Below are 26740 nucleotides of genomic sequence, written 5' to 3'. Positions count from 1 at the left end.
CGTCGCAGCGGATATCTGGTCGCGGTCGTGGGAATCGACGGGGCCGGCAAGACCAGCCAGGTCGGGCGACTGGCCGAGTGGTTCGACGGCCTGGGGAAGCCGGCCCGGCTCTTCCTCAACCAGACACAGCTCCCGGTCCGTCAGGCCTTGGACGCGATCGCCCGGGAGGACGGCTTCCCGGGCCATCTGGACATGATCGGGGCCGACACGATCAGGCTCATCTCGGCCTGCGCGAAGCTGTCGGCGCTCGCCCCGGTCGGCGAGGTGCTGGCCACCCCGCGCGCGGTGGCCCTCGCCGATCGCTACACCGTCTGCCAGTACGCCGCAGTCCGCCTGCAGAAGGCGGACAACGAGGAATTCCTGCGGCGCCTCAACCGGGGCCTCCCGAAGCCCGACCTCACCCTTTTCCTGGACGTCGAACCGGCCGTCGCCCAGGAGCGGATCAAGCGCCGCGGAATCGACGAGGAGACCCTGGAGTTCCTGGTCGACTACCGGGCGGCCTACCGTTCCCTGCCGGAGTACGAGGAATTCGTCCTGGTCGACGGGAACGGTTCGTTCGACGAGGTGCAGGAACTCCTGCGCAAGGAGATTCAGCGGGCCCTGCCGGACGCGGTGTCCGCCGCGGTGTAGACGCTGACGTGGGAGCGGGAGCCGGCCGTGAACGGGTGCCGGCTCCAGTTCTCCCAGCGGTCCTCCAGCCGCAGGCCCGCCCGCCCGGCCATCGCGTCCAGCTCCTCGGGCCAGCTGTAGCGCACCCGGGTCGGGTAGAGGGCGAACCCGTCCGCCGTGACCTCCAGGTCCAGGGACTCCACCACCTGGGCGTCCGCGTCGTGCCGGGACACCTGCAGCAGCAGGTTGGCGGAGCCGAAGTCCTTCACCCGCAGGGCCGCCGCCCCGTCGAACTGCTCGGGCGCGGGCACGAACGCCTCGACGACGAAGCGCCCGCCCTCGGCCAGGTGGCCGGCGACGCTCCGGAAGCAGTTCTCCTGCTCCCGCGGATCGTCCACCAGGAACAGGGAGTTGAAGGCCACCCAGACCAGCGTGAACGACTCCTCCAGGGCGAAGTCGGTCATGCTGCCGGGCACGCCGACCACCCGGTCGCCGCCGGGGGCGCGGCCGAGCTCCTCCAGCATCTTCGGCGAGCTGTCCAGCCCGTGGACGGGGACGCCCTTCGCGGCCAGCGGGATCGCCAGCCGGCCCGTCCCCACGCCGAGCTCCAGCGCCGGGCCGTCGCCGGCCAGCTCCGCGAGCAGGCCGACCGCCTCCGGCACGTCGCCCCGCCCGGCCACCTGACGGTCGTACACGGTGGCCCTGGCGTCCCCGTACGAGGCCGCATCCCACCCCTGAAACGCGTTCACAGCACACTCTCCTCGATCGGCGTCTGCCGTCCTCCCCGGGCGGGGAGGACGGCAGACGAAGCGGGCTCGCCGACGGCCGTCAGGCCTCGACCTTCGCCAGGAACTCCTGCCAGCGCGTCTTCTGCGCCTCGGTGGAGCCCTCGCGGCAGACGTGGTCGCGCAGGTCCTCGTCCCAGGTGATGGGCTGCGGGTCCTTGTCCGCCAGCTTGGACATGCCGTCGAGCAGCGAGTTGTCCATGCCGGGCAGCAGCTCCGGGATCCAGTACGCGAGGTAGTAGAAGACGCTGCGCCCGGGGCTGAAGCTGGGATTGCGGTTCTCGTAGTTCTCCAGGCTGAAGGCCGGGTAGGCGCCGTCGCCGATCTTCTTCGGCACCTTCCAGATCGGGTAGCAGAACGTGACGTCACCGATCTCGCGGAACGGGGCGGGCAGCGGGAGCAGGCCGCGCGAGACCCGCGCGATGTGCTCGGCGACGATGTCCTCCCGGTTCGCGCCGGTGGCGACGAACTTCATGCCGCGCTCGACGGCGTAGCGGGTGAGGACGCGGCGCAGCAGCCAGGTGCCCATGAACTCCAGGTCGGCGTCGGGGAAGAACTCCCGGAACACCTCCTTGACCGAGGAGAGCTCCTTGAGGCCGGACAGCCGCGCGGTCTCCGACTCCTCGACCACGTTCAGCTCGATGCCGTGCGCGGAGCACAGCGCACGGGCGTTGTCGACCTGGGCGTCCCAGTCCGGGATGCCGAGCATCATGACCGGCACCACGCGCTCGGGCTCGAAGTAGCCGGACTCCATCAGCGTGGAGAGCAGCACGTTGGAGTCGCCGCCGCCCGAAGTCCCCACCACCAGGCCGTTGCTGCGGTCGCCGGGCCACTGCTTCAGCACGTCGGTCACGCTGGCGCGGACGAACTCGAAGCACTCCGCGGCGGACATCTGGGTGTGCACGCGCTGGAAGGCGCCGCTGTCCTCGGTGGGGAAGGTCCACTCGGTGGTCGCCTCGTCGTGCAGGCGGGCGCTGGAGGCCTCCACGCCGAGCAGGCCGGGCAGGTTGATGTTGCGGGTGACCCGGGCGAAGATCTCGCCCTCGCCGCCGGCGTCGCCGGGGCGGGCCGTGGACGCGGGGACGAAGACGGCACGCCGGAGCCCGTCGCCCCCGTGGCCCTCGATCCGGTAGGTCCACACCGCCGAGAGCGGGATCCCGTACAGCCGCAGCAGGGCGCCGACGGTCGGTGCGCTCTCGTGCTCCAGGAGGTACTCACCGTGGTTGGTCTGCAACCGTACTCGCATATGCCGTTCCGTTTCGTGAGCGGGTGGATCATCGTCAATGCAAGTGCCGCTGGTGAGGCGCCGAAGCGCCTCACCAGCGGTCCTCAGGACCCCGAGGGGCCCCGATGGCCGGCTACGGTCAGCCGGTGGCGACGATCGAGTTGCAGCAGGCGACGGACTCCAGGCCGCTGTCCGTCGTGGCCGCCTCGCGCGCACCGAGCACGCCCAGGTTCAGGGCCGCGACCGGCTCGAACTCGACGAGAACGGCAGCCGGGGCGTTGACCAGACCAAGTTCGGTCTTCATGTCAGCTCCTCTCTAGTTGGATGGTGCATCCATCAACCACGCCTGACGGCATGGTCGTTCGGGGCGGGCGTCTCAGGACGCCCGGAAGGGGAGGAACACGGGATCGGGCTCCGGGGCTCCGGGGCGCAGCTGTGCCCCGGCCTCCTCGGCGATCCGCCGCGCGATGTCGCGGCAGTCGCCGATCAGGCCCCGGGCGGCGCGTTCGCGCAGCTCCCGCGCCTCGGGGAACTCGCTCTCCGGCAGCTCCCACAGGGAGCGCTGCATGGCGGTGTCCATGGCGCCGGGGGACACGCAGAAGGCGCGCAGTCCGGCGTCCCGCTCCTCCGCGGCGACGGCTTCGGTGAGGCGTTCCACCGCTGCCTTGCTCGCCGAGTAGGCCGCCCAGCCCGGGCGCGCCGCGCGCGCCGAGCCGGCGGTGAGATTGATCAGTACGCCGGCGCCGGGGCGGCCGCGCACGTGTTCGGCGAAGACGGCACTGCCGTTGACCACGCCGAGCAGGTTGGTGCCGAGGATCCGGTTCCAGCGTTCCGCGTCGCCGTCCGCGACCCGGAACACCTCCATGACCGCGGCATTGTTGACCCAGACGTCTATTCGGCCGTGCCGGGCGACGACGGAATTCGCGAATTCGCGGACCCGGCGCTCGTCCTGTACATTCACCGAATCGTGCGCCGCTAAACCTTCCGAATTATCGGGAAGGGCGCTCCGGGAGGCTCCGGCCACCTGGAATCCACGGTCTTCGAATTCCTGGCAGAGGGCCCGGCCGAGGCCGCGACTTGCGCCGGTGACCACGCAAACTGGCTGGTGAGAGTCGTTCGACATCAACACGAACCCCCGTTGTGTGATGAATCGGCGCGCATCTGACGAAGCAGTGCGACCCGGCGGGTATTCCCGGTGGGGCGGAGTTCCACCCGGTCGGTTCCGCTTGACCCGAATGAGTCTAGGTCGGTTCCGGCGGAATCGGCAAGAGTTCGCCGACGCTTTTCTCGGCGACGTTCCGCCCGGCGACTTCACGCCGACCTCCGGCGACTTCCGGCGACTTCCCGGAGGTTTCGTCCGATTTTCCGTACGCGGAATCGGAAGAATGCCGCGGAGAGCGTTCAGGAGTGGGTCCGGCCGGCCGCGTCCACGAATCTCCGGCGCTTTCCGTTGCGGCGCGCCTCACGGAGCACCTTGCGGTAGAAGGCCGGATAGCTGGCCTCGGCGTGCGCGGCGTACCGCTTGGCGACCGGGTGCCGCCCGGCCAGTCTGTTGATGGGCACCACCATCGCCGCATGGTGCTCCACGTGGAAGTTGTTGCCGTTGGTGAACCAGCGGCTGAACCTGCTCCCGCTGATCGTCCGGGTGTTGCGCAGGACGTCCGTGGTGCCGTCGGTGTCGCACAGGACGTGCTCCGGGAGCTCCAGGAAGAAGTGCACCGGGACCGAGAGCAGCAGCGGGAGCCCCCACAGCAGCAGCACGGCCCGGCCGTACCCGAGGCCGGCCGCCACCGCGGCCGCGAGCACCGCCACGCCCAACAGGCGGTACTCGCTCATCACCTGGCGTCTGGACCGGTCCCCGATCTGCCCCCGGGTGTAGGTCCACGTGCCCGCGCAGCTGCGGGCGACGTCCGCCCCGACCTGGACCAGCCGCACCGGGTCGACGGCGCCTCGCAGCAGGGCGCCCCAGGTCAGCGGCGCCCTCGGGTCGAACCCGAAGAACTCGCTGTCCCGCGGTGTGCCCAGGTACTTGTGGTGCTGCAGGTGCTGGACCCGGTAGTGGCTGTACGCCGAGAGGAGCGGGACCCCGATCAGGACGCCCACCGGCCGGTGAGCCGCGGCCCTCCGGAAGGCCGAGTGGTGCAGGCACTGGTGCTGCAACTCCACCAGGTGCGTGTACATCGCGGCCAGCAGGAGCACCCCGCCGGCGGCCGCGAGCCACGAGCCGCTCAGCGCGAGCCCTCCGCCCAGGCAGCAGAGCGCGAACGCCGCCGCCAGCTTGCCGACGAAGACCAGCTCGTCCCTCCGCGACACCCGCGCCCGTTCGAACAGTAAGGCCGGCGAGACCTTGCCGGTGTCCACGTCCCCTCCCCGTTCCTCGCTCGCCACCGGCGCTACTGCCAGGCCACGGTGGTCTCGTCGGCGTCGGTCCGGTAGACCTGGCGCCCCGCCAGCGAGTTGACGACACAGGCGCTGCGCCAGGCCACCAGGGAGAGCAGGGTGTCGTTGATCCCGTGCTCGCCCTCGGCGAAGCCCTGGCTGTAGACCCGCAGCCCGGCCGGTCCGTCGAAGTCCACCGAGTAGTCGGCGTTCACCTCGAACATCCCGTCCCGGACGGCGAGTTGTCCCTGGATCGGCTTGAGGTACTCCGGGATCCGGCGCTGGTAGCCGGTGCACAGGACGACCAGGTCGGCGGGCAGCACCTCGGTGCCGTCGCGGTCCTCGTCGTGCAGCGTCACCCGGTACGCCGACCCGTCCCGCTCCAGGTCCACGGCCCGGCGCGAGGTGAGCAGCCGGTGCCGCAGCCCCGCGCGGAGCACGTGGTCCAGGTGGTACAGGCGGCGGTAGACCGCGCCGAGGAGCTCGTCGGTGATCCCGTCACCGCCGGCCCTCAGCTGCCGGGTGACCAGCTCGGCACGGCGCGCGGCCGACAAGCCGTGGAAGTAGCCCGCGTACGCCGAGGAGAACCACTCGTTGGTGAACGGCGAGTCGTCCAGCGGCTGGAAGCCCGGGCCGCTGGAGGTCCAGGTGAGCGAGGCGGGCAGCGCGTGCTCGTCGGCCAGCAGGTGGTTGACCACCTCGGCACCGCTCTGACCGGCCCCGACGACCACGACCCGGCGGCCCTTCCACTCCGGGCGCACCCGGGCGAAGTCACCGCTGTGCAGCACGTCCCTGCCCTCGTGCGCCTTGGCGAAGGCCGGCAGCCGCGGCTCGGGACCGGAACCGACCGAGACCGCCCGGGTGGTGTGGGTCGCCCCACCGGCACAGGTGACCTCGAAGCGGTCGCCCGCGACCGCGACCGACTCGACCCGGGTGCCCCACCGCAGCGAGGACAGCCGCGCCGCCGCCCACTGGTAGTACTGCTCGAACTCGCGGCGCGAGCAGCTCAGGCCGTTGGCCTCCAGGAAGCGGAACGCCCGGCCCTGGCGGACGAGGAAGTTCAGGAAGGAGAACTCGCTCGTCGGGTCGACCAGGGTCACCAGGTCGCGGAAGTAGGTGACGGTCAGCTGCGAATCGGGGAGCATCAGCCCCCGGTGCCACTCGAACCCGGGCTTGTCGTCCAGGAACAGGGTGCTCAGCTCGGGCAGCGGCGCGGTCAGGGCCGCGAGGCTCAGGTTCGCCGGCCCCACACCGATTCCGATCACGTCGTGGTCAGGCATCGTCGGTCTCTCCCTCGGGGACGGCGGTGGGGTGGTGCGTGGTGGGTCGGTCCGGTCGGTCCGGTGGCTTCGGCGGCTGTTCCGATGGCTGCGGGGTCACTGCCAGTACTCCTCGCGGACCCGGGTGATCCGGTCCAGGAGCGCGCCCCCGTCCGGCGCCTTGATCACGTACGAGTCGAGGAAGTCGGTGGAGTGCCGGACGCCGCCCCGCCCGTTCCCGGCCCCGTGGTGCGCGATGTGCTCCACGACGCCGAGCGCGTCGAACCGCTCGGCGGGGATCCCGCGCGCCTCGCCCCCGCCGGGGTAGAACGCGATGAAGCCGCAGGTCCCGCTGGTGGGCGCGGTGCCCAGGGTCACCGGAAGCCCGGCGTCGAGGCGGATCTGGGCCTCGACGATGTTGAACCCGTACTGCCACTGGATGACCGGCGGGATCACGCCGCCGGGCGGGCGGCCGGCCACCTCGCAGAAGACGAGCTCGTCGGCGTCGGTGCGGAACAGCTCCAGGTGCGTGGTGCCGTCCCGGAGACCGAGCGCGCCCAGCACGGCGGTGTTCATCGCGCGGATGCGGCGCAGCAGGTCCGGGTCGTCGACGAGGACGGTGCCGAAGATGCCGCCCGGCTCGTACCCCGCCGGATCCGCGAGGTAGGTGCCGACGCTGGAGAACTCGATCCGGCCGTCCACCACCACCGAATCGCAGTGGTAGATCCGGCCCTTGACGAACTCCTCGATCTCGTAGTGCGAACCGGACAGGTCCAGGTCCGCCACCACCGCGCGCGCCTGGTCGAGGGTGTCCACCATGTACAGGTCCCTGGCGGCCAGCCCCCACCGGCTCTTGATCACCTTGCGCCCGGTGCTCCAGTCCATCCGTTCGAGGTCGGCCGGGCGGTCGAGCGCGGCGAAGCCGGGCAGCGCGGCCGCCCCGGCCTCCCGCAGGACCTCCTTCATGCGCAGCTTGTCGCGGAAGCGCACGGCCGTCTCGTAGTCCATGCCGGGCAGCGAGAACTTCGAGCGCATCTCGGCGGCGAGCAGCACGGCCCGCTCGTGCACGGCGATCACCCGGTCGACGGGGTGGTGGCGCAGGATCCAGGAGCAGATGTCCCGCCAGCGGTCGAAGTCCTCGGTCTCGCAGACGGCGACCTGGGGCAGCGGGTGGTCCGCGAAGCCGTCGAGTCCGCCGTGCGCCCGGTAGCGGGTGACCAGGTGGATGTCGATCTCGGACGTCGGCAGGATGTGGGCGCCGCCCCGGCTGAAGTGCGAGTAGTGGTGCTTGTTGATGAAGAGCGCGGCCGGCCTGCTCATCGTCCCGCCTCCCGGTCGGTGCCCGCGGGCGCCCCGAAGGGCCACCGCAGCGAGTGGTCCGTCAGGTCGAAGCCCGTCAGTCGTCGGATCAGGTCGTTCTCGTCGTCCGTCCCGGTGCCGTGGGCGGCGGTGAGGACCCGCGCCCGGCCGTCGCGCACGGCGAGCCGGACCAGGGCGGGGCCGGCCGGGAGGGCGGCGGCGTCGAGGAGTCCGGTCAGCGCGGCCAGGGCGGCGCGGTGCTCCTCGGGCGGCAGGACCCGCTCGGGCAGCAGGTGCTCCGGCGGCATGGCGGGACGGCCCTCCGGCACGGCGGCGATCCACCGGTGGTCGCCGTCCACGGTGAAGGTGTGGGCGCGCAACACCCGTTCCCCGGCGGCGACTTCGGGGTCACCGGCGGCGGCCAGGGCCCGGACCGCCCCGACCGGTGCGCCGACGGCGCCGAGCAGGGCGGCGGCTGTCGCGGCCGGCAGGGCCCCGGCGCCGGTCAGCGAGAGGACGGCCCACGGGTCCAGCGGGCGCAGGACGGACTGCACGAAGTCGGCGAAGGCCGCGGGGCCGGCGGTGGTGGCGTGGGCGGCGGTGTCGGGGGCGTGGGCGGACGGGTCGGGCCCGAAGTCGACCGAGTAGTAGTCCGTGTGGTCCTCGGCGAGTTCGTGCACCGGAGCGCCGGGCCGCTGCACCAGCGCGACGCGGCAGCCCAGCCCGTGCGCGGCCCTCGCCACGGGCACCGTCGCGTCGATGAGCACCAGTGTGCGACCGACGGTTCCCGCGGGCGTGTCCGTCCCTACCATGTGGCTCCCCCGATCTCCTGGGCGGTTCCGGCCGTGCTCCCGGCCGCGGTCCTGTGTCCGGCTGGGGTCCCGTTCCGGTTCCCGTTCCGCGTCCCGCTCGCGTCCCCGTTCCCGTTCCCGTTCCGGTTCTCGTTCCCGTTGCGGGCCTCCGGGTCCGGCTCGAAGTACCCGAGCTCGTCCCGGACTCCGGCCAGCTCCCAGTCCTCCCGGCTGCGGACGTACCGGGGGTTCTCGGCGACGATCGACTCGGTCGAGGTCCTGCCGCCGGCCAGCCGCCAGCGGACCGTCCCGGTGACCGGGCCGGCCAGTTCCGCGGTGAACGCCTGGCAGGCGGCGCGGAGTTCGCCGAACCAGCGGCCCTCGACGGCCTCGCGCACCCAGACCTGCTCCAGGTGCAGCTTCTCCCTGAGCGTCTCGGCGTCGAGCGTCGCGGTCTCCAGGTGGCGGTGCGAGGCCATCAGCAGCCAGGCCGCGGGCGCCTCGCGCACCTCCAGGACCTTCGCGCCGCCGGGCAGGTGCTCCAGGCCGGTGTGCCGGCCGAGCCCGTGGGCGCCGACGATCGGGTTCAGGGCACCGATGAGCTCGACCGGGCTCATCCGCCGTCCGTCCACGGCCACCGGGACGCCGGCCTCGAAGGAGACCTCCACCGTCTCGGCCCCCGGGGTCCGCGGCCGGGCGCTCCACCGGAAACAGGACTCCGGCACCCGGTGGTCCTCCGGGTCGTCGAGGATCCCGGACTCGAACTCGCGGCACCACAGGTTGGAGTCGGCGCTCGCCGAGCGCTCCGCCATCTCCTCCAGGCCGATCGCCCGCAGTTCCTTGATCTTCTTCTCGCGGTGCACCGGTTCGAGCTCGTACGGGCTGCCGAAGCGGCCCCGGAAGCCCAACTGCCGAAGTGCGCCGTTCAGTCGGCGCAGGGTGTTCTGCGAGCGGTTGGCGGTGTGCAGGATGACCTCGGCGCCCAGCTCCTCGGCGGTGCGCAGGGCCGCGCGGGCGAACAGCGGTCGGCTCAGCGAGGAGCTGATGGGGTACGAGCCCAGGTAGAGGGCATGCGCCGCGATCGCGGGGGTGACGAACTCGCCTGCGAACACGGCGCGTTCGTCGAGGACGTGCAGCCGGACCCCGAGGCTGTCGGTGATCCGGCGGAGCTCCGGCGGGCTCTCGTCGCCGCCGACGTCCACGCTGACCGCGTGGACGTCGGTGGCCCCCGCCTCCACCAGGCGGTGCAGGAGGTAGGAGCTGTCCAGGCCCCCGCTGAAGAGCGTCACGACAGGGCGCCGCCAGTCGACCTCGCGGTGCGTGATGTCGCGAAAGGAGCGCACGGTCCTCGTTCTCACGTCACGTCCTTCTGGATCGGCAGCCTGGGAAGGGGTGGTGTTCGCTCGTGGCACGCCGGGGAACCGGCACGCGTGGGCTCCCCGGGAGTGTCCTGCTTCCACGGGGTTCATGAATCATCAAAGGGGGGGCGGGACTTCACGGAGAAGTCCCGGCCCGTTCGGTGGTGCCGAAGTGCGCCGGACAGGAGGAAAGACGCTGCCTGGAGTACCGGCGGCGCGCTCGGATGGCATATTCGATGATCAAATCGCGGCGTCGAGCATAGGCAGACCCGGCTTTGAGAGTCAACAGATCCATGTGAGACCGAAGTTGAGTTCCGGGATGCCCGGCCGCAAAGCTGGCGCATGGGACGGAAGGTCGCCAAAACGGTGCATAGGCTTGGTGGTTCACGAGTTCCGCACGTTTCTGTCACACGGCCTCGTCAGGGCGAGCCTTGACACCTCGTCAGTGGCGTGGTCATGATGGGTGCGATCTTGCCCGGGCTCCGGTTCCATTCGCGGTCCTGGGTTCGGGCGTCGAAACCGGGGGGTTCGAGTGAGGTGCACAGCGCTGCTCGACTCGAATTCCGCCCCCTCGCCGACCGGCCGCTCCGACATTCCCTTCTTATTCCCGCACCGTGACCGAATCCATCGGCACGGTGCTTTCGCGTGGCGCGTCGGTGCTTCGGCGCGGCGCGTCGGGGTTTCGGCGCGGCGTCTCGGAGGTGCCCGGTGACAGGGAATCCCGCACCCGCCGACCAGGTGGCGGTCGCGCAGGCCGACCCGGCGTCGGACACGCGGGTGCTGCGCGTCCTCACCGCGTCGTCGGTGCTCTCCAAGGTCGCCGACTGGCAGCTGGGGATCGTCGTCCCGCTGGCGGTGCTGGCCAAGTCCGACTCCGTGGCCATGTCCCTGGCCCTGTTCGCCCTCCGCGGCGTGAGCTACGTGGCCTCCCCGTTCGTCGGATCGGTCATCGACCGCTTCGACAAGCGGACGGTGCTGGTGCTGGGGCTGGTCCAGCAGGCGGTCTGCCTGGCCGTGCTCGCCCTCACACTCTCCAGCCCGCCGGCCGTGGCCCTGCTGGTGCTGCTCTCCGGGGTGGGCAGCGTGGCCTGCACCATCACCGGCCAGTTCGTCCTCATCCCGCTGCTGATCAGCGCGCCGGGCCGCCCCGTGGCGGTCGCCAAACTGAACTCGGCGGTGGAGCTGTCGAAGGTGATCGGCCTGCTCCTGGGCGGCGTCGGCTTCGCCGTCTTCGGCCCGTCCGTCGCCTGTCTGTGCATCGCCGGCCTGTACGTGCTGGCCGGCGCGGTGGCCATGCTGCTGCCCGGGGTCTCCTCCGCCCAGACCGAACTGAACCTGCGCCGCGACCTCGCGGTCGGATTCCGCTGGGTGGTGAAGAGGGACATCCTCTGGCTGGTGGTCACGATGTCGCTCATCAACATCTCGATCGGCCAGCTGGAACCGGCGCTCATCGCGGAGTTCGCCCACCACAAGGTGAACACGACCGTCATCTCGGTCCTGATGGCGGTGGGTCTGTTCATGGGGGCGGTGGCCAGCCGGCTCGCCCCTTCCATTCTTCCCCGGTGGAGTACGGAACGGCGCATCCTGGCCGTCCAGATCGTCGCCTTCGCGGGGCTCGCATTCGTCGCCGTCCCGGTGCTCCCGGTGCGCATCGGCGGATTCATGGTGGAATGCTTCGCCGTCGCGGTGAGCAACGTGGCGTCCATCACCTACCGGCAGGAGGCGATTCCACCCGAATTCGCCGGCCGGGTGAATGCGACGATCCGGATGTTCATCACGGGCGCGGTACCGCTGTCCGGTTTCCTGTACGCCTGGTCGAGCCGGTTCGACGGTTATTACCACTGGCTGCCGACCCTGGTCCTCTGGGCGGTGGCGATCGCGATCTGGGCGGTCTACACGCGGCACCGGGAAAGGGCCGTCCTCATGATTCCCGTACCGCAGTGACCGCCGGAACTCGGTGTACGAAGAACATGGGTGGAAGACGAGCGGCGGGCGCGGCGGCCGGACATTCACCGGCCGGCCCCGACCGCAGGACACGGATTTCCCCGGCCACGAATCGCACGACAGGGATTGCGCGTTGGAGATCGCCGAACAGGACCACCTCGTCGTCGCCTCGGTCGACCTGGACGAAGCCGGAGCGCGCGCCTGGGAGGGCGCGGGCAGGCCGGTCGACGTGGTGCGGCTGCTGGACTCCGCGGACGTGCCGCAGGAGGTCCTCTCCCGACTGGGGTTCGTGGCCCGGCCGCGCTGGCTGAACTGGTGCGCGCCGGTGGCGGCGTCCGAGGAGGAGTTCGCCGCCGGGCTCTCCGGCGCCGAGCGCCGAAACATCCGCCTCGGCCGCAGGTTCGTCGCGGAGAACGGGCTGCGGCTGGAGGTCCGGCCGTCTCTCACCGCGGAGTTCACGGACGACTTCCTGGTCGTCTACGACCGGCAGATCGCGGACATGCCGCGCGGGAAGAACTTCGCGCGCCGGCACCGTGACCGGCTGCTGGCGGCGGCGGACGAGCACGTGAGCGTCGGCCTGTGGGAAGGCGATTCGCTGCTCGCCGGGTCCATCTGGTGGCGGCGGCCCGCGCTCTCGGTCCTGCAGATGCGCTTCTCCGCGGCCTCGCCCGGAGCCCGGTCCGGCCGCGCGCTGCGGGTGCTCTACGCGGAGGCCATGGCGTACGCCCGCGAGCACGCGCTGACCTACGTCTCGCTGGGCAACGATCCGGCGCTCTTCGGGCACGTGGTGCAGCCGGGGCTGTTCACCTTCAAGAACCGGATGGGCTTCACACCCGTCCCCTCGGAACTCCTCGACCCCTCCCTCGGCGGCGAGTTCGCCGACCGGATCCTCTCCCTGCGCGCCCTGCCCGACCCCTCCCTGCTCGTCACCTGGGGCGGCCACCGCGGGCGCCCGCCCGCTTGGCCGGACGCGGTCCGCGGCGGCGTGCACGACTTGCTCGTCCTCACCGAGGACCCGCACGAGGACCTCCTCGGCCGGTTCCGCGGCAGCAGGTTCCGCGAGGCCCGGATGGTGACACTGAAGGACCTCGCCGGCTGACCGGCTGACCGGCTGCCGTCCCACCGCCTGCCGCGCCGGGGCTTCGGGGCGGAGCACGGGACTCCGTTCTTATGACAACAGCATTGACGTTCTACGGGGTCACCGGTTTCATGGCTCGCACTTCCCGCGCGTGCCCCTCTCCGGTGCGCGCGTTCCCCCACACGTGCAGCACCCCCACGAGCGAGGCGGTGATCCGTTGGCATCGACGGTGAAGGACACGGGCAGCGGTCCGAGAGCGGACGCGAGCGGCTCCCACGTCGCGATGCGGCAGTCCCTCGGCCTACTGGACGGCGCGGTGATCGCCGCCTCCAGTACGGCCGCCACCAGCAGCATCGGGATCGGCCTGGGCCTGATGGCCGGGGTCGTCGGCCTGCACCTGCCGGCGATCATGCTGCTGGCCTTCCTGCCCGTCCTGGCCATCGCGGGCGGGTACGGGCGCCTGAACACCGTGGAGCCGGACGCCGGTTCCAGCTACCGGTGGGTCGGGCGCACCCTCAGCCCCTGGCTGGGCTTCCTCACCGGCTGGGTGAACACCGTCGGCACGGTGGTGTTCATGGCCTACACCACCACCGTGACCGGCTCCTCGGTGATCCAGCTGCTCGAGGAGGCGCACCTGCGCAGCGTCGCGGGTCTGCGGCTCGACGCCGACTCGACCGTCCAGTGCACCCTGCTCGGCCTGGTCGTCCTGATCGCCGCCGCGCTGGTCGCGGTGCGCGGGCTGGACATGGCGGCCCGGCTGCAGAAGGCCCTGCTGGTGTTCGAGTACGCGGTGCTGCTCGGCTTCTGCGGGTACGGGCTGTTCGCCGGCGACCAGCCGTTCTCGCTCCAGTGGTTCAACCCCTTCGACATCCCCTCCTTCGACGCCGTCGCCCAGGGCATGGTGCTGGCGGTGTTCTGCTACTGGGGCTTCGAGTCGGTGTTCAGCGTCGGCGAGGAGGTGCGCGACCCGCGCGACGCCTCCCGCGGCGGCCTGCTCGCCCTGGTGGTGATGCTGCTGCTGTTCCTGCTCGCCGGCACCGCCTTCCAACGGGTGCTGCCGATCGACGAGTTGGCCGACAACGGCGCCCACGGGCTGACCTACTTCGGCACCAGGCTCGCCCACCAGCCGCTCGCCGCACTGCCGTTGATCGCGCTGATGTTCTCCGCCGTGGCCTCGCTGCAGTCCTCGGTGATCCCGACCGCCCGCGGGATGTACGCGATGGGACGCGACCGGGTGCTCGGCCCGGTCTGGACCCGGCTGCACCCCCGGCACGCCACCCCCGCCGTCGGCACGATGCTGATCACCGGCGTCGCCGTCGCCCTGGCCCTCGCCTCGCTCGCCATCCCGACCGTCAACGACCTGATCTCGGCCGCCGTCAACGCGATCGGCGTCATCGTCGCCCTGTACTACGCGCTGACCGCGATCGCCGCCGCCGTCCGCTTCCGCGGGCTGCTGCGCACGGCCCCGCTGGATGGACTGCGCGCGGTGGTCGGCCCGCTGCTGGGCGCGGCGGCCCTGCTCGCCGTCGGCGGCTACCTCGCCTGGACCTTCTACGACTCCACCGACCACTTCGAACTGTCCGCCGACAACGGGTGGTTCGAGCTGACCGTGGTGACGCTGATGGTCGTCACCGGGCTCCCGGCCGCGGCCTGGGCCCGCTGGCGGCGGCGCTCGCCGTACTTCCTGGGCGGCGGCGAGGGGAGTTGAGGGCCCCCGACCGCCCCGCCGGGTAGCGCCCTGTCGGGTAAGCCGCCGGGTAAGAGCACCACCGCACACAATCAAGACGCACGAACGGAGCACCACCCATGACCGAGGCCGATCTGGTCTTCACCCGCGGACCCGTCCACACCGGCGACGCCGCCCGCACCCGGGCGAGCGGTCTGGCCGTCGTCGGCGAGCGGATCGTCGCCGTCGGGCACGACGAGGTACGGGAGTTGATCGGTCCGAAGACCGAGGTCGTGGACCTCGCCGGCAAACTGCTGCTGCCCGGGTTCCAGGACGCGCACATCCACGCGGTGCTCGGCGGCGCGGAGTTGGCCGTCTGCGACCTCACCGGGACGGTCGGCGTCGCCGACTACCTGGAGCGGATCCGGGCGTACGCGGAGGCGAACCCCGGGCAGGAGTGGATCACCGGCAGCGGCTGGTCGATGGAGAGCTTCGACGGCGGACTGCCGACCCGGCAGCTGCTCGACTCCGTCGTCCCGGACCGCCCGGTGTACCTGACCAACCGGGACCACCACGGCGCCTGGGCCAACACCCGCGCCCTGGAACTCGCCGGCCTCACCCGGGACACCCCCGACCCGGCCGACGGACGGATCGAGCGCGAGCCCGACGGCACCCCGAGCGGCACGCTCCAGGAGGGCGCCACCGGCCTGGTCGCCCGGCTGCTGCCGCCCTCCACCGCCGCCGACCGGCTGGACGGGCTGCTGCGCGCCCAGCGGCTGCTGCACTCGCTCGGCATCACCGGCTGGCAGGACGCGCTGCTCGGCGAGTTCAACGGCCAGCCGGACCCGTCCGACGCCTACCTGGCCGCGGCCCGCTCCGGCGCGCTGACCGCCCGGGTGACCGGCGCGCTCTGGTGGCAGCGCGACCTGGGCGCCGAACAGATCCCCGAACTGGTGCGGCGGCGTGAGGAGTTGAGCAACGGCCGGTTCCGGGCCGGCTCGGTGAAGATCATGCAGGACGGCATCGCGGAGAACTTCACCGCCGCGATGACCAGCCCCTACCTGGACGGCTGCGGCTGCGCCACCGCCAACACCGGCCTCAGCTTCGTCGACCCGGCCGCGCTGCGCGGACACGTCACCGAACTGGACGCGCTCGGCTTCCAGGTGCACTTCCACGCCCTCGGCGACCGGGCCGTCCGGGAGGCCCTGGACGCCGTCGAGGCCGCCCGCGCCGCCAACGGGTGGCGCGGCGCCCGGCACCACCTCGCCCACCTCCAGGTGGTCCACCCGGACGACCTGGCCCGCTTCGCGCGGCTCGGCGCGATCGCCAACATCCAGCCGCTCTGGGCCGCCCACGAACCGCAGATGGACGAACTGACCATCCCCTTCCTCGGCCCCGAACGCGCCGCCTGGCAGTACCCGTTCGGCGCCCTGCAGCGCGCCGGCGCCACCCTGGCGGCGGGCAGCGACTGGCCGGTGAGCAGCCCGGACCCGCTGGCCGGCCTGCACGTGGCGGTCAACCGGATGGAGCCGGAAGCCACCGACGGACGGGTCTTCCTGCCCGAGCAGCGGCTCGACCTCGGCTCCGCCATCGCCGCGTACACCGCCGGGTCCGCGCACGTGAACGGGCACGACGACGCGGGCGTGCTGGCCGTCGGGCACCTCGCCGACCTGGTCGTGCTCGACCGGGACATCCTCACCGGACCGGCGGAGGAGATCGCCCGGGCGAAGGTGGAACGGACGTACGTGGGCGGGGAGTTGGTGTACGCGACGGACTGAGTCCGGCCGGCGGGCCGATCCCGGCGGAACGAGCGGCCGGGGAATGGGCGGCCGGGGGCCGGGGTTGGTGACAGGGGCGGGACGGCCGCCGGTGGTGGGCACACGGGGGCTCACCGCCGGCGGTGCCGCGTCACCGGCCCGGGGCCGGTCCCGTGCCGGGTCAGTCCTCCCGCTTCCCGCCCACCGCCCGCAGCCGGGCCTCGGCCGCGTCGAGGAGCAGGTCGAGGGCGTACGGGTAGCCGCTGCGGCGCATGTCGGTGGTGAGGAGGTCGGCGGTGGCGGCGATGTGGGGGTGGGTGGCGGCGTCGAGGCGGGCGTAGGAGGCCTGCCAGACCTGGCGGTCGGCGGCCGCGGCGGGGGCCGGGAGGGCGAGGGCGGCGGCGTCCAGGGCGGCGAAGCCGAGGCTCTGGTCGACGAAGGCGTGGTAGACGCGGACCGCCTCGAGGTCGGGGAACCCGGCGGTGCGCAGCACGCCGAGGATGGCCTCGACGGCGGCGGCCTCGTGGGTGCGACCGGTGGTGCGGTGGGCGGCGAGCAGGGCCGCCTGCGGGTGGGCCTGGTAGGCGGCGTGGATGCGCAGGCCGATGGCGCGCAGGTCGGCGCGCCAGTCGCCGGTGGGCTGCCAGGCGTGCTGGGCGCGGCCGATGAGTTCGTCGGCGACGGCGAGCAGCAGGTCGTCGGTGCTGTGGAAGTAGCGGTAGACCGCGCTCGGGTCGGCGCCCAGGGCGGCCCCGAGCCGCCGTACGGTGAGCGCGTCCGCGCCGTGCTGTCCGATGAGGCGCAGCGCGGTGTCGACGATCAGCTCGGCGGTGAGGACGACGCCCCGCTTGGTGGGGCGCCGGCGTCTCCGCTCCGGCTCGGGGACTACGCGGTCGGTCATGCCCTCCAGGCTATGTCAACGACGTTGACGTAGAGAAGAGGTCGACATAGAGGAGGCCGAGGCGGAGTGGGCCGGGGCGGCCGCCGGTCAGTCCTCGGCGGGGGACGGGGTCCAGGCGCGGCCGTTGTAGAAGTAGCTCGGGGCGCCGTGCAGGCCGGCCGTGCGGAACGGGCGGCCGTTGTCGTTCACGGTGAGGGTGCCGTGGCGGTTCCCGCTGGTGCTCCAGGTCAGCTCCAGGTACCAGCTGACGTCCTGGGAGCGGGTGGTGGCGTCCACGTCGATCACCTGCGGGTCGGTGCTCGACACCTTGTAGGGGAAGTCGGTCACCGGGGTCTTCTTCGTCCCCTCCAGGCCCGGGACGGGGACCGCGCGCGGCGCGGACGCGTCGAGGTCCACCGCGAAGGACGCCGGGGCGAGGTTCCCGCCGCAGCCCCCGCCCGGGGTGTACGCGTTCCACTTCGGGGCGGGCTGGGTGCTGACGATGCGCACCGACATGGTGCTCAGGACCACGGCCGTGGCGTCCGCCCCCTGCGCGGTCAGCTCCAGCCGCAGGTGCCCGGCGGGGATGGCGTGCTGCGCGGCCGCCCAGCTGTCGGTGCGCGCGGCGGTGTCCGGCGGCGGGGGCACCTGGGCGGGCGTGCGGGGGGTCAGGAACCACTGGCCGCAGGGGTGGCCCCAGTTGTTGGTGAGGACGTTGACGTGGAACGGGGCCTGGTCCTCCTCGGCGGCTGTGCCGGGCGGGGCGGTGGGGGTGGCCTCGGCGGGGGCGGTGGTCGGCGCCGTGGTGGGTGTGGTGCCGGGCGCGGTGGGCGCCGCTGTGGGTACGGCCGTGGGTGCTGCCGTGTCACCGACCGGACCGGCCGTCGTCGGCGCGCCGGACGCGGCCGGGGTGCCGCCGGTGTCGCGCAGGGCGAGGACCGAGACCAGGGCGGCCACGGCCGCGACGGCCACCGCGCTCAGCAGCACGCGGCCGCGGGTCCGGCCGGGACGGCGGCGGGCATCGACGGGCACGGCCACGGGGTGCACGGGCTCCACCTCCTCGGCCGCCGGGGAGGCGGTGGAGGGTTCGGCGGGTTCGGCTTGGGCTTGGGCTTGGGCTTGGGCTTGGGCTTGGGCTTGGGCTTCGGGTTCGGTCGTCGGCTCCGGCGACGGCTTCGCCACCGCCCCGGCCGCCTCCCGCCGCCGCGCCGCGTCCGCCAGGAGCCAGCGCCGGTGCAGGTCGACCAGCTCGTCGTCGCCCGCCCCGCAGGCCCGGGCCAGGCGCTCCACCGGCGCGTACTCGGCGGGGACGGCCGCGCCGTTGCAGTAGCGGTGCAGCGTGGAGGTGCTGACGTGCAGCCGGGTCGCCAGCGCGCCGTAGCTGCGTCCGGAGCGCTCCTTCAGCTCCCGCAGCATCGCCGCGAACTCATCGGTCTCCACGCCCATGCGCTGCGTACCCCTCACCCCGGACCGGCCGCGGATCCCGTCGGATCCGCGGTTCACGGTACCGGTTCGCCGGGGCAGCGCCCGGAGGAGGGTGAGCACAGCGGCCCTGGTCAGGACTGCCGGTCCGCGCCGGCGGCCGACGCGGCGGCGTCCGCGACGGTGCTCCGGTACAGGCCCAGCTTCGGCTTGCCGACCTTGGCGCCGCTGCCGAGCGGGAAGCTGCGGGCGTCCGCGGCGGCCATGTGGTCGCCGTCGGCCAGCACGTTCAGCTCGTCGGCCCCGGCCACGGCGCCACCGGCCGTACCGCCCGGGTTGAGGTCCAGCACCGCGTACGCGGTCTGACCGGCCGCCACCGGGTACGCCGGGGCGCCGCCCAGCCCGCCGGGCACCAGCGGCCTGACGTCCTTGCCCCGGTCGGCGGCGTGCGAGTCACCGAGGCTCAGCAGCGGGTAGTAGCTCAGCCCGCAGGCCGTCGTGCCCTGGTTGCGCACCTCGATCACCCGCTGGCCCGGTGCCTCGGCCCGGGTGGTCACCCGCACCGACAGCTTCTTCGCCTCGCAGGGGTGGGAGTAGGCGTACGCCTCCCCGCCGCCCGCGTCCCCGCCACCGGCCGGGGCGGGCGTCGCGGCAGACGTCGTGGCGGGCGCCTTGGGCCGGGCCGGGGTGCCGTTCGCCGCCGGCGCGGCAGGCGCGGCCGGTGCCGGCGCCGCACCGGCGGGGTCGGCGGCCGGAACGGCGGGTGCGGCGGAACCGGGGGCCGAGGCCGCCCGGGTCGGCGGCGCGGACTGCGGTGCCCCGCCCGCGGCGCCCCCGGACTGGCAGGCGGTCAGGCTGAGCGCGGCCCCGAGAGCGAGGACGGCCGGAACGAAGAAGGCACGACGAACGGACATGGGTTCCCCCGTGACAGTGGTGGGTGAAGGAGCGGAACCGGACGGCGGGGCCATCGCCACCTGCCGTCGACCACCACCCTGACCCGCCACCCGCCCCACCCGCCACCCCTCCCCGCGACCACGGGACGCTGGAACAGTTCCACCCCCTCCCACCTGCGAGAACACCCCACCCTGGAACACCCCGCCGGAACACCGGACCACCCCGAAGGGGCAATCCCGCCGACACCCACCGGCCCACGTGTGTGACAGCTCTGCCCAGGACCGGGCGGGCCCCTGTGGGGGTCGACCGCGCTGCGGATCCGAGGCCCGCGCGGGTGTGGGGCTTCCCCAAGGGATTCCCTCGGTCCTGTGATCGTTCCGCGCAGATCGGGCGGGTTGTGCGACCACCCGTCCAAGCCGGTGTTCAGGCCCGGGGTGGGCGGAAGAACTGCCGCTATGCTGACCGCCGCTCCACGGAGGAACGACGGGGAATCGGGGGAGACGCATGAGTGACGGCGGCGGGGCCGGGGCCGGGGTGGGGTTCAGTGCCCATCCGGAGAAGCTCGGGGACGCGGGTGACCAGCTGGTGGCGGCCAGTACGGACGTGGGCTCGGTGAAGGACGCGCTGGGGAAGCTGGGCATGTCCGGCGAGGGGACCTTCGGGGAGTACGGCGCGGGTGACGCGGCGAAGGCGTTCTGGCAGGCCTGGCAGGACGAACTGGGTGTGAACGTCGACGCGTTGAAGGACCTCGGGGGCAAGGTGCACACCACCGCGGCCAACTACAGCACCACCGATCACGGCGTCGAACAGCAGTACCGGCCGCAGGGGGTGTGACGGTGCCCGACCACAGCCCGAACCCGCTCAGCCCGTGGGGCGTCGACCTGGGCAACCAGCGGCAGCAGGCCGAGCGGCTCAAGAAGACCATCGACGAGTCGCACGGCATGTGGGGCGCCGGCGACCTCAAGTACGCCGTGCACGACGCCCTGCAGCTGCCCGCCCCGAAGGGGGATCCGGGCAAGCTCGGCGAGTTCGCCGCCGCGTACAACACGGCGAGCAGCCAGCTGGACGTCATCCAGATGAAGGTGGCGCGAGTGAGCGCCGAGCACCTGCCGGAGGCCTGGACCGGGCAGGTCGGGGAGAAGGCGGCCGAGGTGGTGAAGGCCTCCGCCGACGACCTGACGCGCTGTCGCGACATGCTGGGCAAGGGCCGGGACCAGCTCACCGCGCTGGCCGCCGCGCTGAGCGAGGCGCAGACCCTGCACGGGCAGGGCCACGCGCCGCTGAGCGAGGCGCTGAAGCTGCTGCACGACATCACCGTCTCGGGTGCGCCGGACCCGTTCAACTGGGACGACGACACGATGCACACCGCCCACGCCAAGGCGAAGGAGGGCATCAAGTCGATCTTCGACGCCGCGGTGAAGGCCGAGGACGCCGGCCGCGCCGCCGCCCGCGAGCTGAACGCGCTGGCGGACAAGGCGCTGGCGGCCCGTTTCAAGAACAAGGGCCTGGGCGCCGCGGACAAGCTGGTCATCGTGGACGCGGAGGTCGCCGGCAGCGACCAGTTCGGGACCATCCTGACCGCCAACGACGTGACCCGGGCCGGCCAGTTCATGGACAAGATGAGCGACGCCGACCGGGCCCGCTTCGACCAGCTGCTGGCCGGCAGCAAGTCCCCCGAGGAGCGCGCCTACCTGATGAAGGCGCTCGCCGCCGGGCACGGCTACGACGAGATCAAGGCCTTCGACGACCAGATCCACGAGCACGGCGGCGACGCCTCCTGGCTGGCCCAGCGCCTCTCACCGGTGCAGATCGACTCCTCCTCCACCAACCAGCGGGACACCTCGTACATGGGCGTGGCGTGGAACCAGGGCGACAAGCCGACCTGCGTGGCCGGCTCGACCGTCACCGCCCGGGCGATGGTCGACCCGCTCTACTCCCTCCAGCTCACCACCGGCGGGCACCCCGGCGACCCGAAGTACGACAACGGCAAGGCCGCGTACGACCGCTGGCTCAAGGAGACCGACCGCGTCTACGACACCAAGAACTGGTGGAACGAGTGGTCGGACGGGATGAGCGACGGGGAGTCCAAGGACGCCGCCAACGACGAGATCGGCAAGCACACAGGTGCGGGTTATCACACCGTCGACCTGGAGGGTCCGGAGCAGCGCAAGGACGTGCTGGCCAAGGTCGAGTCGGCGGTGGACCAGGGCAAGCCGGTGCCGATCGGGGTCAAGGAGGACACCTGGTTCCGTCCGGACGGCCACCAGATGATGATCATCGGGCACCGCGGCGACCAGCTGGAGATCTACAACCCCTGGGGCTACACCGTCTGGGTGAGCGAGAGCGACTTCGTCAACAACCACATGGAGGGGGCGGCGCAGGGCGGCGACATGCCGATCGCCGACCACGTCCAGATGCCCGAGTGAGGCCGCAGTGAGTACGACCCCCCATCCCATGAGCGACGCGAGCCTGGCCGAGCTGGACGTCGAGGTGCTGCTCCGCTTCGGCCTGCCCGCCCCGGGCCCGCACCGGGCCACGCTGTTCGGCGACGGCGCGGTGGCCGCCGCGATCACCGTCGACCGGCTCGGAGCCATGCCGCGCGCCCTGGTCTTCCTCGGCGAGGTGGTCCGGTCCGGCGGCACCCGCTACGCCGCCGCCCTGCCCGAGCCGCTGCCCGGCCCGGCGGCCGCGGTCGCGCGCGGCTGGCTGGAGGCGGCCGCGCTGGTCACCGGCGACGCGACCGGGGACCTGCTGGTCGCCCGGTGGCTGGACGCGGTCGCCGCCGTGCTGGCGCTGCGGGTCACCCACCGGGAGGCGAGCGCGTGAGGTGGCGTCGGATCCTGATCGCGCTGGTCGCCCTGGCGGCCGTCGCGGGCGCGGTGGGTGCGGTGGTGGTCCACCGGATGACCACCGGCAAGCTCGACCACGGCACGGTGTTCACCCAGGACTCCGGCGAACTGGCGGTCAAACCGGGCGAGTTGTTCTCCGTCGAGGTGAGCGCCCACCGGGTGACCGGCCAGATCTGGACGGTCGCCGACCCGGCGCCCGACCCGGAGGCCGTCCGGACCGTGGGCGACGAGTACGTCAAGAACTTCGGCCTCGGGGACCTGGTCGGCGCCACCGGTTCGGCGGGCTCCGGCGGCCGCTACTACTTCGTCTTCCGGGCCGGCCCCCACCCCGGCCGCGCCACCATCACCCTGCACAACCCCCACCGCGCCGCCCGCCCGGACGGCACCGGCGGGGACGGATCCGACCGGGACGAGCGGCAGTTCACCGTCGACGTGCGCTGACCGGGGCCGGCACCGGCGTCCGGCACCGGCGTCCGGGCCCGGCGTCCGGGTTCGGGGCGGGGCCGGGCGGGGCTGGACGGGGATCGGCCGGGGGTGCAGGTGGGGCCAGGGATCGGGGGAGCGGCCGGGGGAGGGGCGGCTTCGGGTGGCGGCCGGCCGGGTGATGCAGGTTTGGCCGACCGGTCGCCACGGAACGACTTCCCGCCGTACCGGCAGCGGCACCAGGTCGTGCCCGGACCCGAGGGATGGCATGACGACCGAAGGTTCCCAGGGGGCTCCCCGGCAGGCGCGGGCGCTGGCGCTCGCCCGGCACCCGAAACTGTGGCTCTTCCCGAGCATCCTGTGCGGCCTGCTGGCCCTCGTGCTCTCGCTGCTCTACATGGGCGGCATCGTCAACCCGACCGGGCACCTGCACCGGCTCCCCATCGCCCTGGTGAACGCCGACCAGGGCGCGCCGCCGCCCGGCCAGCCGGCGAACCTCGGCACGCAGCTGACCAAGGCGATCGTGGCCGGCACGCCCGACAGCACCGTCGACTGGAAGCAGGTCGACGAGGCCGGGGTGCGCGACCAGCTCTCCTCCGGCAAGGTCTACGGCGCGCTGGTCGTCCCCCGGGGCTTCACCGCCACCGTCACCGCGCTGGTCACCGGCGGGGCCACCGAGCGGCCGACCGTCACCGTGCTGACCAACCCCGGCCTGGGCAGCCTGGGCTCCTCGATGGCCGCCCAGATCGCCCAGAACGCCGTCCACCAGGCCTCCCAGGCGGCCGGCCGGGAACTGCTCGCCACCGTCCCGGCGACGCCCACCCCGGGGCCGGACCTCGGCGCCACCGCGCGCCTGCTGCTGACCGACCCGATCGCCGTCGCGACCCAGGTCGGTCACCCGATCGGCAGCCACAGCGGGCTCGGCCTGAGCGCCTTCTACTTCACCCTGCTGGCCGTCCTGACCGGGTTCATCGGCGGCAACATCATCCACAACGGCGTCGACGGCGCGCTCGGCTACAGCGACAGCGAGATCGGCCCCTGGCACACCCGTCGTCCGACGGTCCCGATCAACCGCACCCAGACCCTGCTGCTCAAGATGATCATGACGGCCGGGATCATGCTGCTCACCACCGCCCTGGTGATGCTCGGCACGGTCGGCGTCCTCGGCATGGACGCCCCGCACCAGGCGATGCTCTGGCTCTTCGCCTACTGCGCGAGCCTCGCCGTCGGCCTCGGGGTCCAGGCGATCAACGCCGCGTTCGGCGGGATCGGGCAGCTGGTGTCGATGTTCGTCTTCATCGCGCTGGCCCTGCCCTCCTCCGGGGCGACCGTCCCGCTGCAGGCGGTGCCCGACTTCTACCGCTTCCTGGGCAGCTTCGAGCCGATGCGCCAGCTCAGCGACGGCATCCGGGCGATCCTCTTCTTCGACGCCCGGGGAGACGCCGGGCTGACCCGCGGCTGGATCATGATCGCGGTCGGCACGGTGCTGGCCGTGGCGTTCGGCTTCGCGATGACCCGCTACTACGACCGCAAGGGCCTGCACCGCTGGACGCCCCAGCCGACCGACTGAGCCGTCGGACGGGGCGCGGCATGAGGTCCGCTCATGGCAACGTCATGAGCGGACCTCATGTGTTTGCCCATGAGACTTGCTCATGCCTCCGCGCATGAGAGTTGCTCATACGTCCGGGTATGAGACGTGCTCATGCCTTCGTCACGGTCACCTTGAGGTGCTTCATGATCGGCTGATCGCTCTGCGTGCTGTAGTCGCCGATCGCGCAGAGCACGTTCATCTCCGGCATGTACCCGGCCGCGCAGCCGCGCGGGATGTCGTACGGGACGGCCAGGTAGCCGGTCAGCGTGCGGGTGCTGCCGTCCCGGGCGGTGCTGGTGACGACCACCCGGTCGAACTCCTCGATGCCGCGCTCGCGCATGTCGTCCGTGTTCAGGAAGACCAGGGTGCGCAGGTTCTTGACGCCCCGGTAGCGGTCGTCGTCCGAGTAGATGGTGGTGTTCCACTGGTCGTGCGAGCGCATCGTGCCGAGTGCCAGCGTGCCGGGCTCGGGGACGACGTCGGGCAGCGGCGCGGTGGAGAACTCGGCCTTGCCGGAGGGGGTCAGGAAGACCAGTTCGCGGGCCGGCTGCTTGATCCGGAAGCCCAGCGGCAGCCGTACCCGCCGGTTGAAGTCCTCGAAGCCGTCGAGCACCCGCGCCATGGTGTCGCGGATCCGGTCGTAGTCCTCGATGTACCACTCCCACGGGGTGGGGCTGTCCGGCAGTGCCGCGCGGGCCATCCCGGCGATGATCGCGGGTTCGGAGAGCAGGTGCGAGGAGGCCGGCTTCTTCATGCCGACCGAGAGGTGGACCATGCTCATGGAGTCCTCGACCGAGGTGGACTGCACCCCGGCGCGCTGGTGGTCCTTCTCGGTGCGGCCCAGGCACGGCAGGATCAGCGCGGCCCGGCCGTGCACCAGGTGGCTGCGGTTGAGCTTGGTGCTCACCTGGACGGTCAGTTCACACGTGCGCAGGGCCTGGTAGGTGTACGGCGAGTCCGGGGCGGCGAGCGCGAAGTTGCCGCCCATGCCGACGAAGACCGTGACCTCGCCGCGCCGCATCGCCTCGATGGTGCGGACGGTGTCCAGGCCGTGCTCGCGCGGCGGCTCGATCCCGCACACCTCGGCGAGCCGGTCCAGGAACTCCCCGGCCGGCCGGTGGTCGATGCCGCAGGTGCGGTTGCCCTGGACGTTGCTGTGCCCGCGCACCGGGGAGGGACCGGCGCCCTCGCGGCCCAGGTTCCCGCGCAGCAGCAGGAGGTTGACGATCTCCCGGACGGTGTCGACGCCGTGCTCGTGCTGGGTGACGCCCAGGCACCAGCTGAAGATCGAGCGGTCGGCGTCGCGGTAGATCCGGGCGGCCTTGAGGATCTCGGCCCGGTCCAGCCCGCTCTGGCGCTCGATCTCCTCCCAGGGCGTGGACTCGCAGATGTCCCGGTAGGCCTCGAAGCCGCTGGTGTGGCGGTCGACGAACAGCCGGTCCAGCGCCTTGTCGTCGGTGGCGGACTGCTCCAGGATCGCCTTCGCCATGCCGCGCAGCAGCGCCATGTCGCCGCCGATGCGCGGCTGGAGGTTCAGGGTGCCGGTGCGGGTGGACCTGTTCAGCGCCATGTCGGTGAAGTCGTGCGGGATGATCGTCCGGGTCGCCGCCGCCTCGACCAGCGGGTTGACGTGCACGATCTGCGCGCCGCGCTTGTACGCCTCGGCGAGCGAGGTGAGCATCCGGGGCGCGTTGGAGGCCGCGTTGACGCCCAGGATGAACAGCGCGTCGGTGACCTCCCAGTCCTTGAGGTCGACGGTGCCCTTTCCGGTGCCGAGCGCCGCCTGCAGCGCCCGTCCGCTGGCCTCGTGGCACATGTTGGAGCAGTCGGGCAGGTTGTTGGTGCCCAGTTCGCGGGCCATCAGCTGGTAGAGGAAGGTCGCCTCGTTGCCGAGCCGGCCGGAGGTGTAGAACGCGGCCCGGTTCGGGTCGTCCAGCCCGCGCAGCGTCCGGCCGACGAGCTCGAAGGCGTCCTTCCAGCCGATCGGCACGTAGTGGTCGGTGGCGGCGTCGTAGACCATCGGCTCGGTGAGCCGGCCCTGGTCCTCCAGCGCGAAGTCGCTCCACCCGGACAGCTCGGTCACCGAGTGGGCGGCGAAGAACTCGCGGCCGACCCGCTTGCGGGTCATCTCCCAGGTGACGTGCTTGATGCCGTTCTCGCAGATGTCCAGGTGCAGGCCCTTGGTGTCGTCGGGCCAGGCGCAGCCGGGGCAGTCGAAGCCGCCGTTCTCGTGGTTCATCCGCATGACCGCCCGCGGCCCGTCCACGTACGCGCCCTCGCGGGCCAGGAAGCGGGTCACGCTCTTGGCCGCGCCCCAGCCCGCGGCGGGGTGGTGGTACGGCGAGAACCGCGGCGCGCCCTCGGGGGAGGGGCCGACGTCCTCCCGCGGGGTGGCGGGCACGTCATCGTCGTCGGAGGAGGAGGTCACGGGGTCGTCGGAGGTGGTCACGGCACTCGCCTTCCGTCGCTCGGATCTGGGGCGCGGCGGGCGGGGCACGGAACTGGGGGAGCACGGCGCTCCCGGAGCACGG

At 72.4% G+C, this 26740-nt stretch carries 23 protein-coding genes; 10 read left to right on the top strand and 13 right to left on the bottom strand.

Annotated features, from left to right (window positions below; translation table 11 throughout):
• Positions 1–27 precede the first annotated feature (27 nt).
• Positions 28–630, top strand: a complete 603-nt coding sequence (locus tag ACYP53_RS39035) for a dTMP kinase (RefSeq protein ID WP_229928336.1) — start codon at positions 28–30, stop codon at positions 628–630.
• Here ACYP53_RS39035 and ACYP53_RS39030 read toward each other — a convergent pair.
• The 9 genes from ACYP53_RS39030 to ACYP53_RS38990 form a co-directional block, all read right to left on the bottom strand.
• Positions 591–1358, bottom strand: coding sequence for a class I SAM-dependent DNA methyltransferase (locus ACYP53_RS39030; RefSeq protein WP_189914054.1), 768 nt, complete (start codon positions 1356–1358; stop codon positions 591–593). The genes ACYP53_RS39035 and ACYP53_RS39030 overlap by 40 nt on opposite strands.
• A gap of 79 nt (positions 1359–1437) precedes the next feature.
• Positions 1438–2628 carry a tRNA lysidine(34) synthetase gene (locus ACYP53_RS39025; protein WP_459650881.1) on the bottom strand — a complete coding sequence of 397 codons (1191 nt, stop codon included), beginning with the start codon at positions 2626–2628 and terminating at the stop codon, positions 1438–1440.
• 130 nt (positions 2629–2758) lie between these two features.
• Positions 2759–2923, bottom strand: a complete 165-nt coding sequence (locus tag ACYP53_RS39020) for a hypothetical protein (RefSeq protein ID WP_189914052.1) — start codon at positions 2921–2923, stop codon at positions 2759–2761.
• Between the two features lie 72 nt (positions 2924–2995).
• A complete protein-coding gene (locus ACYP53_RS39015) occupies positions 2996–3742 on the bottom strand; it encodes an SDR family oxidoreductase (protein WP_189914051.1) in 747 nt (248 codons plus the stop codon).
• 278 nt (positions 3743–4020) lie between these two features.
• On the bottom strand, positions 4021–4980 hold the full coding sequence (locus tag ACYP53_RS39010; RefSeq protein ID WP_459650880.1) for a fatty acid desaturase family protein: 960 nt from the start codon (positions 4978–4980) through the stop codon (positions 4021–4023).
• A gap of 32 nt (positions 4981–5012) precedes the next feature.
• Positions 5013–6278 (bottom strand): lysine N(6)-hydroxylase/L-ornithine N(5)-oxygenase family protein, encoded by a 1266-nt coding sequence (locus ACYP53_RS39005; protein ID WP_189914050.1) that lies wholly within the window; start codon positions 6276–6278, stop codon positions 5013–5015.
• A 96-nt stretch (positions 6279–6374) separates the two neighbouring features.
• The gene (locus tag ACYP53_RS39000; RefSeq protein ID WP_189914049.1) at positions 6375–7577 is read right to left on the bottom strand and encodes an ATP-grasp domain-containing protein; all 1203 of its coding nucleotides are present in this window, start codon (positions 7575–7577) and stop codon (positions 6375–6377) included.
• Entirely contained in the window at positions 7574–8323 is a 750-nt protein-coding gene (locus ACYP53_RS38995; RefSeq protein WP_459650879.1) for a hypothetical protein, read from the bottom strand. The genes ACYP53_RS39000 and ACYP53_RS38995 overlap by 4 nt, the downstream gene beginning before the upstream one ends.
• 38 nt (positions 8324–8361) lie before the next feature.
• On the bottom strand, positions 8362–9705 hold the full coding sequence (locus ACYP53_RS38990; RefSeq protein ID WP_459650878.1) for an argininosuccinate synthase-related protein: 1344 nt from the start codon (positions 9703–9705) through the stop codon (positions 8362–8364).
• 708 nt (positions 9706–10413) lie between these two features.
• Here ACYP53_RS38990 and ACYP53_RS38985 point away from each other — a divergent pair.
• The 4 genes from ACYP53_RS38985 (at position 10414) to ACYP53_RS38970 (ending at position 16171) form a co-directional block, all read left to right on the top strand.
• Positions 10414–11649 (top strand): MFS transporter, encoded by a 1236-nt coding sequence (locus ACYP53_RS38985; protein WP_459650877.1) that lies wholly within the window; start codon positions 10414–10416, stop codon positions 11647–11649.
• 133 nt (positions 11650–11782) lie between these two features.
• Positions 11783–12748: a hypothetical protein gene (locus ACYP53_RS38980; protein WP_459650876.1), complete on the top strand. Its 966-nt coding sequence runs from the start codon at positions 11783–11785 to the stop codon at positions 12746–12748.
• 262 nt (positions 12749–13010) lie between these two features.
• Positions 13011–14435, top strand: a complete 1425-nt coding sequence (locus ACYP53_RS38975; RefSeq protein WP_189914138.1) for an APC family permease — start codon at positions 13011–13013, stop codon at positions 14433–14435.
• Between the two features lie 98 nt (positions 14436–14533).
• Positions 14534–16171, top strand: coding sequence for an amidohydrolase (locus tag ACYP53_RS38970; protein ID WP_459650875.1), 1638 nt, complete (start codon positions 14534–14536; stop codon positions 16169–16171).
• 160 nt (positions 16172–16331) lie between these two features.
• On the opposite strand, the gene ACYP53_RS38965 is transcribed toward ACYP53_RS38970, so the two are convergent.
• From ACYP53_RS38965 to ACYP53_RS38955, 3 genes are all read right to left on the bottom strand, one after another.
• Positions 16332–17051: a TetR/AcrR family transcriptional regulator gene (locus ACYP53_RS38965; protein WP_459650874.1), complete on the bottom strand. Its 720-nt coding sequence runs from the start codon at positions 17049–17051 to the stop codon at positions 16332–16334.
• Positions 17052–17138: 87 nt separating this feature from the next.
• Positions 17139–18476, bottom strand: coding sequence for a helix-turn-helix domain-containing protein (locus ACYP53_RS38960; protein WP_459650873.1), 1338 nt, complete (start codon positions 18474–18476; stop codon positions 17139–17141).
• A 110-nt stretch (positions 18477–18586) separates the two neighbouring features.
• Positions 18587–19366, bottom strand: a complete 780-nt coding sequence (locus ACYP53_RS38955; protein WP_459650872.1) for a DUF4232 domain-containing protein — start codon at positions 19364–19366, stop codon at positions 18587–18589.
• Between the two features lie 484 nt (positions 19367–19850).
• On the opposite strand from ACYP53_RS38955, the gene ACYP53_RS38950 reads away from it, so the two are divergent.
• The 5 genes from ACYP53_RS38950 (at position 19851) to ACYP53_RS38930 (ending at position 24188) form a co-directional block, all read left to right on the top strand.
• Positions 19851–20180 carry a hypothetical protein gene (locus ACYP53_RS38950; RefSeq protein WP_459650871.1) on the top strand — a complete coding sequence of 110 codons (330 nt, stop codon included), beginning with the start codon at positions 19851–19853 and terminating at the stop codon, positions 20178–20180.
• Positions 20181–20182: 2 nt separating this feature from the next.
• Entirely contained in the window at positions 20183–21772 is a 1590-nt protein-coding gene (locus tag ACYP53_RS38945) for a peptidoglycan-binding protein (RefSeq protein WP_459650870.1), read from the top strand.
• A 28-nt stretch (positions 21773–21800) separates the two neighbouring features.
• Complete coding sequence (locus ACYP53_RS38940) at positions 21801–22172, top strand: hypothetical protein (protein ID WP_189914039.1); 372 nt, start codon at positions 21801–21803, stop codon at positions 22170–22172.
• A complete protein-coding gene (locus ACYP53_RS38935) occupies positions 22169–22636 on the top strand; it encodes a protease inhibitor I42 family protein (RefSeq protein WP_459650869.1) in 468 nt (155 codons plus the stop codon). The genes ACYP53_RS38940 and ACYP53_RS38935 overlap by 4 nt, the downstream gene beginning before the upstream one ends.
• A gap of 250 nt (positions 22637–22886) precedes the next feature.
• Positions 22887–24188 carry a YhgE/Pip domain-containing protein gene (locus ACYP53_RS38930; protein ID WP_189914037.1) on the top strand — a complete coding sequence of 434 codons (1302 nt, stop codon included), beginning with the start codon at positions 22887–22889 and terminating at the stop codon, positions 24186–24188.
• 130 nt (positions 24189–24318) lie between these two features.
• On the opposite strand, the gene ACYP53_RS38925 is transcribed toward ACYP53_RS38930, so the two are convergent.
• Entirely contained in the window at positions 24319–26610 is a 2292-nt protein-coding gene (locus tag ACYP53_RS38925; protein WP_459650977.1) for an FdhF/YdeP family oxidoreductase, read from the bottom strand.
• Between the last annotated feature and the right edge of the window lie 130 nt (positions 26611–26740).

The organism is Kitasatospora sp. Ki12, from assembly GCF_054601375.1.
This window is presented reverse-complemented; position numbering and strand designations above follow the sequence as displayed.

Bases quoted from the DNA above. Each gene is read 5' to 3' on its own strand.
- ACYP53_RS38955 (WP_459650872.1), bottom strand. From the start codon at position 19,366: ATGTCCGTTCGTCGTGCCTTCTTCGTTCCGGCCGTCCTCGCTCTCGGG.
- ACYP53_RS38950 (WP_459650871.1), top strand. From the start codon at position 19,851: ATGAGTGACGGCGGCGGGGCCGGGGCCGGGGTGGGGTTCAGTGCCCAT.
- ACYP53_RS38970 (WP_459650875.1), top strand. From the start codon at position 14,534: ATGACCGAGGCCGATCTGGTCTTCACCCGCGGACCCGTCCACACCGGC.
- ACYP53_RS38975 (WP_189914138.1), top strand. From the start codon at position 13,011: ATGCGGCAGTCCCTCGGCCTACTGGACGGCGCGGTGATCGCCGCCTCC.
- ACYP53_RS38930 (WP_189914037.1), top strand. From the start codon at position 22,887: ATGACGACCGAAGGTTCCCAGGGGGCTCCCCGGCAGGCGCGGGCGCTG.
- ACYP53_RS39000 (WP_189914049.1), bottom strand. From the start codon at position 7,577: ATGAGCAGGCCGGCCGCGCTCTTCATCAACAAGCACCACTACTCGCAC.
- ACYP53_RS38965 (WP_459650874.1), bottom strand. From the start codon at position 17,051: ATGACCGACCGCGTAGTCCCCGAGCCGGAGCGGAGACGCCGGCGCCCC.
- ACYP53_RS38940 (WP_189914039.1), top strand. From the start codon at position 21,801: ATGAGCGACGCGAGCCTGGCCGAGCTGGACGTCGAGGTGCTGCTCCGC.
- ACYP53_RS39020 (WP_189914052.1), bottom strand. From the start codon at position 2,923: ATGAAGACCGAACTTGGTCTGGTCAACGCCCCGGCTGCCGTTCTCGTC.
- ACYP53_RS39015 (WP_189914051.1), bottom strand. From the start codon at position 3,742: ATGTCGAACGACTCTCACCAGCCAGTTTGCGTGGTCACCGGCGCAAGT.
- ACYP53_RS38960 (WP_459650873.1), bottom strand. From the start codon at position 18,476: ATGGGCGTGGAGACCGATGAGTTCGCGGCGATGCTGCGGGAGCTGAAG.
- ACYP53_RS39005 (WP_189914050.1), bottom strand. From the start codon at position 6,278: ATGCCTGACCACGACGTGATCGGAATCGGTGTGGGGCCGGCGAACCTG.